The sequence below is a fragment of the Psychromonas sp. B3M02 genome (assembly GCF_003318165.1).
Lineage (GTDB): Bacteria > Pseudomonadota > Gammaproteobacteria > Enterobacterales > Psychromonadaceae > Psychromonas.
Genome location: NZ_QOCB01000109.1, coordinates 1 through 6140, shown reverse-complemented (window position 1 = coordinate 6140; position 6140 = coordinate 1). Strand labels below are relative to the sequence as shown.

At 37.5% G+C, this 6140-nt stretch carries 2 protein-coding genes and 2 tRNA genes; 2 read left to right on the top strand and 2 right to left on the bottom strand.

Features of this window, described 5'->3' with window-relative positions; translation table 11 throughout:
• Positions 1 to 487: 487 nt before the first annotated feature.
• Positions 488 to 578, bottom strand: a tRNA-Ser gene (locus tag DS885_RS11615).
• A 464-nt stretch (positions 579 to 1042) separates the two neighbouring features.
• Positions 1043 to 1133, bottom strand: a tRNA-Ser gene (locus tag DS885_RS11610).
• A 236-nt stretch (positions 1134 to 1369) separates the two neighbouring features.
• Here DS885_RS11610 and DS885_RS11605 point away from each other — a divergent pair.
• Both DS885_RS11605 and DS885_RS11600 read left to right on the top strand, forming a co-directional pair.
• Entirely contained in the window at positions 1370 to 3331 is a 1962-nt protein-coding gene (locus DS885_RS11605; RefSeq protein WP_113819596.1) for an exoribonuclease II, read from the top strand.
• A gap of 248 nt (positions 3332 to 3579) precedes the next feature.
• Positions 3580 to 5781: a YgiQ family radical SAM protein gene (locus tag DS885_RS11600; protein WP_258546901.1), complete on the top strand. Its 2202-nt coding sequence runs from the start codon at positions 3580 to 3582 to the stop codon at positions 5779 to 5781.
• Positions 5782 to 6140: the final 359 nt, after the last annotated feature.

Below are 6140 nucleotides of genomic sequence, written 5' to 3'. Positions count from 1 at the left end.
AAAATGCGATGAGATATAACCAAATAGCTTATTCATTAATATGTATTCTGGTCAAACCCGATTCATACCAATTGTATTAAATAACTGATCTAAATTTTGCGCCGGAAAAATGGCTTAGTTTGAGGCATAAGTTGATGTAAATGGTTGTTCCCTATACGAAACTTACAACGAAAAAATAAGTTGTTTTAACAAGTAAAATAGATCAGTTACTTACTATGATTGGTATTAGTTCAAGGCGTCATTTAAACCTCTCGATGATTAACTTCGTTAATCCTCTGACGGATAATTAACTAAAAAATGTTAATGCTTAAATAGTTGTTGTATTTTCGAAAAATACAACGAAGGAGTCAGTTATTATAACAAGTAAAATAGATCAGCTACTTAGTGTGATTGGTATTAGCACAATAGTTAAAGGTGTTGGAAGAGGAATTATAATGATTTCAGAAACGAAAAAAGGCTTCTCAATGAGAAGCCTTTTTTCTTAATGTGGCGGAGGAGGAGAGATTTGAACTCTCGGAGAGCTATTAACCCTCGCTGGTTTTCAAGACCAGTGCATTCAGCCGCTCTGCCACCCCTCCGCAGAACGAGGCGTATATTATAGAAGTTGAGATAAAAGCCAAGCTCTTTTTACAAAAAAAAGTGCGAGTGCTTACTTTTCAAACTAATTAGTACTTTTAGTGATTGAGTTGATCGTTAAATGAACACAACCATATAAAAATCAGCCTGTTATCTTTACTACAACTTTAAAAAGTTAGTTAACTTATTCAACACAACCATTTAATTGAATCCATAAGCGTCCCCCAACTTGTTTTCTATCTTGTAAAGGCCAATAGAAACTAACCTCTAAAAACTGACTAAAGGGAAATATATAATTTGAAAATCATGTTGAGGTAATTAATTAGGTGCGTTAAGGAATGCTTAAGGAGTAATAGTTTAGGTTATATGTTTTGGAAAACTATTTTGAGATAAGGAAATGAAGTACATAAGACAATAGGTTAGAACGAAAAAAGGCTTCTCAATTGAGAAGCCTTTTTTCTTAATGTGGCGGAGGAGGAGAGATTTGAACTCTCGGAGAGCTATTAACCCTCGCTGGTTTTCAAGACCAGTGCATTCAGCCGCTCTGCCACCCCTCCGCAGAACGAGGCGTATAATATACAAGTTGAGAAAAAAGCCAAGTCTTTTTTTTATTTTTTTATAAATCTATTTAAATTTCACGAATTAAGCAGTTCAACCTTTAATTAACAGGCAATCACCTTTACTATCGCAGCATAAGTTTATAGATATTAATGCATTTATTATTTCAGTTTTATTATTGATAAAATTTTCTCTCTAAACACCTTATTTATTGCAATTCATTAAAGGTTTCAGCATGTTTCAAGACAATCCATTACTTAATCAACTTAAACAAACAATGCAAGACAATACGCCAAAACGTACTGGTATTGTCAAAGCATCAGAGCGTGGATTTGGCTTTTTAGAAACCGATAAAGGTAAACGTTTTTTTATTGCCCCTAGCGAAATGAAAAAAGTATTACACGGCGATCGCATCAGCGCGACCATTCAAGAAAATGGTGATAAATCAACCGCAACACCTGTTGAGTTAAAACAAACAGAGATTTCTGAGTTCGTTGCACAGTTATCGATAAGTACAAAACGCGTATCGATTAAAGCAAATAATCCTCTGATTAATGGCTTTTTTAAAATAAAAGGAGCAATGCAATTAGCTAATCAAGGCTACCATGACGGTGACTGGGTTAAGGTCAAACTATTGAGCCACGCATTAAAAGATAATGGCTTCTTAGTGGAAGTCATTGAAAAAATCGCAGAGTATAACGACCCTTTTGCCTACCGTATGATTGCCGTAGCAACACATAATCTACCTAACAAAGCACCTGAGTTTGATCATCCATGGCAAGTCATCGATCCTGAATTAGAACGTGAAGATCTCACTAAAACGCCCTTTTTTACTATTGACGGTGTTAATACCCAAGACATGGATGATGCATTGTACATTGAAGAAAATGCGCAAGGCTGGGCACTCACTGTTGCGATTTCAGATCCCTCTGCTTATATACCAGAACAAACAGAGATGGATAAAGAAGCTTGGCAACGTGCTTTTACCTTATATCTCCCCAACTTCAATGTACCTATGTTACCGCGTGACTTGAGTGATAGTTTATGCTCTTTAAAAGAGTGTGAAAAGCGCGCGACTATCTGTTGTACCATACACTTTGATAAGCAAGGTAAAATCACACAAGAGCCGCGCTTTTTTGCTGCCTGGATAAAATCCCACTACCGCCTCAACTATCACGATGTGTCAACGTATTTAGAAAGTGAAGAATTAAGTGATGGACAATGGAAACCTAACCGAGAATTAAGCCAGCTATTAAAAACACTTGATGCAGCAACCACAGCCCGTCATCAATGGCGTTGTGAAAACACCATTGTCATGAAGAATCAACCAGATTACACACTTAAACTGAATAATAAAGGTGAAGTGTATGAAGTGCTTTGTGAACCACGTCGTAGTGCTAACCGCTTAGTGGAAGAATCAATGATAGCTGCAAATGTTTGTGCTGGTGACTTTTTAGCAAAACATAAACAAGCGGGTGTATTTAACGTACATTCAGGTATTGCTAGCGATCGTATTAATAAAGCCGTTAGCTTATTAGCTGAATATGGTATTGAGGTCAAAGCAGAAGCTCTCTCTACATTAAGCGGTTATGTAGATATGCGTCAGCAGGTTGCTAAATTACATAATGTTTATTTAGAGCATAGACTACGTCGCCTTTTATCCTATGCTGATACTAGCGCAACCCCTGCTCCTCATTTTACAATGGGCGTTGCACATTATGCGACTTGGACATCTCCGATCCGCAAATATGGCGATTTAATCAATCACCGTTTAATTAAATCGGTATTAACTGAACAAGCAGCTAGCCCTGTTGACCCTGATATTGGTATTCATTTAAATGAAGCACGTAAATCGCAACGTATGGCGGAACGAGATGTTAATAACCTGTTGTATTGTAATTATTTAAAAGACCAAGAAAACTCGGATTGGCGTTATAAAGCAGAAATTTTTGATATCGTTAAAGCGGGCTGTCGTGTTCGAGTTCAAGAAAATGGCGCAACCTTCTTTATTCCAAGTAGTTTGTTAGGCAAGGCTAATAATGATGCTAAAAAAATAGAATGTATGCGTGAGCAAGGGGTTGTTAAAGTAGGCGAACAAGTAGAATTACAACTAGGTGATGTGATCGATGTGATGCTGACTTCTGTGAAACCTGAATCCCGTCAATTAATCGCAAAATTAGCTGATCCGTTAGGTTAACCTCCCCTTCCCAAATTGTTAACCAGTTGATTTTTAACTTCAACTGGTTAACCCTTATATTTGCCACTTTATTTAACCATCACAACAAACAACTTTGTTAAACTCTATGGTATAATAGACACAATTTAACATTCCAATACTAGAGATTATTTTTCTTGAAGCCAATAACTACCCCCAAAGACCGCAATTTGTTTTCATACCCAAAATATAGAGGCGAACCTTCTGCCAAGGCCGCTCCTTTTTTACCTATGTCTCGTAAAGAGATGAAACAGCTTGGCTGGGATAGTTGCGATATTATTTTAGTAACAGGTGATGCTTACGTGGATCACCCTAGTTTCGGAATGGCTGTGATCGGCCGAATGCTTGAAGTTCAGGGTTTTAGAGTCGGTATTATTGCGCAACCTGATTGGCACTCAAAAGATGCATTTATGCAATTAGGTAAACCTAATTTATATTTTGGTGTGACTGCCGGTAACATGGATTCAATGATCAACCGCTACACGGCTGAAAGAAGACTAAGACACGATGATGCCTACACACCAAATGATGAAGGTGGTAAACGTCCTGATCGTGCAGTAACAGCTTATACACAACGCTGCAAAGAAGCTTATAAAGGTGTGCCAATTATTATTGGTGGTATTGAAGCAAGTTTACGCCGTATCGCACATTATGATTATTGGTCAGACAAAGTACGTCAATCTGTTTTGTTCGATTCAAAAGCAGACCTATTGATTTATGGTAATGCTGAGCGTCCACTCATTGAAATTTCACATCGTATTGCACAAGGTGAAGACGTCAAAACGATTACTGATGTACGTGGCAGTGCATTTTTAACCAATAGCGCACTACCAGGATGGACAGGTATAGACTCTCGTAGCGTTGACAAACCTGGCAAGATAGATCCAATCCCAAGCCCATATCAGGATTTGAGTGAGAAATGTGATACCGCAAAAGATCAGGATGTCGTCGATGAAGCATCTGATGTGACTAAAACAGCACAAGTTATTCAGATGACTCCACACAAAAGCACGCCACAAGAAGAGCGTGAAAAAAGATGGATAGAGAAATCAAAAGCGTGGTCTACCACTTATATTAATCTACCGACTTTCGAACAAGTGAAAGAGAATAAAATACTGTATGCCCATGCATCACGTATTTTTCACCAAGAAGTGAATCCAACTTCCGCTAAAGCATTAATGCAAAAGCACGGTAATCGCGCTATCTGGCTAAACCCACCAGCAACACCATTAGAAGAAAGTGAAATGGATGGTGTATTTGGTTTACCTTATGCCCGCGTTCCGCATCCGAGTTATGGTAATGCCAAAATTCCTGCTTACGATATGATCAAAACCTCCATCAATATTATGCGAGGATGTTTTGGTGGCTGTACATTCTGTAGTATTACAGAGCATGAAGGCCGTATCATACAAAGTCGTTCACAGGAATCCATTATCAATGAAATTGAAGACATTAAACTCAAAGTACCTGGGTTTACTGGTGTGATTTCAGACCTTGGTGGCCCAACGGCAAATATGTATAAATTACGTTGTAAGAGTGAAAAAGCAGAAGCAACTTGTCGTAAACCTTCTTGTGTATGGCCAACGATTTGTGGTCACCTTGATACAGACCACACACCAACCATTGAGTTATATCGTGCTGCTCGTAAAGTCCCGGGCATTAAGAAAGTACTGATTGCCTCAGGTGTACGTTATGATTTAGCTATTGAAGATCCTGAGTACATTAAAGAACTGGCAACGCATCATGTTGGCGGATATTTGAAAATAGCGCCAGAACATACTGAAGAAGGCCCATTAAATAAAATGATGAAGCCGGGTATGGGCAGCTATGACAAATTTAAAGAATTATTTGATCATTACTCTAAAGTAGCCGGTAAAAAACAATACCTGATCCCATACTTTATCTCAGCTCACCCTGGCACAACAGATATGGACATGATCAATCTAGCTATGTGGTTAAAAGAGAATGATTTTAAATTGGATCAAGTACAAAACTTTTATCCTTCGCCGTTAGCTAACGCAACAACCTTATATCACACAGAGATCAACTCTCTGCGTAATGTAAAAAGAAACAGTGAATCAGTATCCATTCCAAAAGGAACGATTCAGCGTCGATTACATAAAGCGATATTGCGTTACCATGATCCAGCTAACTGGCCAATTATTCGTGAAGCCTTAATCAAAATGGGATTAGATAAGACCTTGATTGGTAGCAAAGCAAGCTGTTTAGTGCCAAAAGAAACACGCGCTGAAGTGCTTACCAGAAACGCTAACAAAGCCAAATCACCTTTAAAAGGCAATAAAGGGACAGCAAAAAATCAAGGTAAAGCAGCGACAAATAACAGACGCAAGCCTAAACCCAAATTTGGGACTAAACCTGCTAATGGTAAACAAGGTTTAACTCGCTTTAGTACTAACCAATTTCAAAAATAATTGATAATACCAATTGCATTAAATAAGTGTTCTAAATTTTGCGAAGGAAAAATGACTTAGTTCAAGGCGTAATTTGAGATAAACAGTTGTGCTATTTACGAAAATTACAACGAAGAAATAAGTTATTTTAACAAGTAAAATAGATCGGTTACTTAGTGTGATTGGTATAAATACAATGTAGTTTTTAACTAATACCAATTGTATTAAATAACTGATCTAAATTTTGCGCCGGAAAAATGGCTTAGTTTGAGGCGTAAGTTGATGTAAATGGTTGTTCCCTATACGAAACTTACAACGAAAAAATAAGTTGTTTTAACAAGTAAAATAGATCAGTTACTTACTATGATTGGTATTATTAA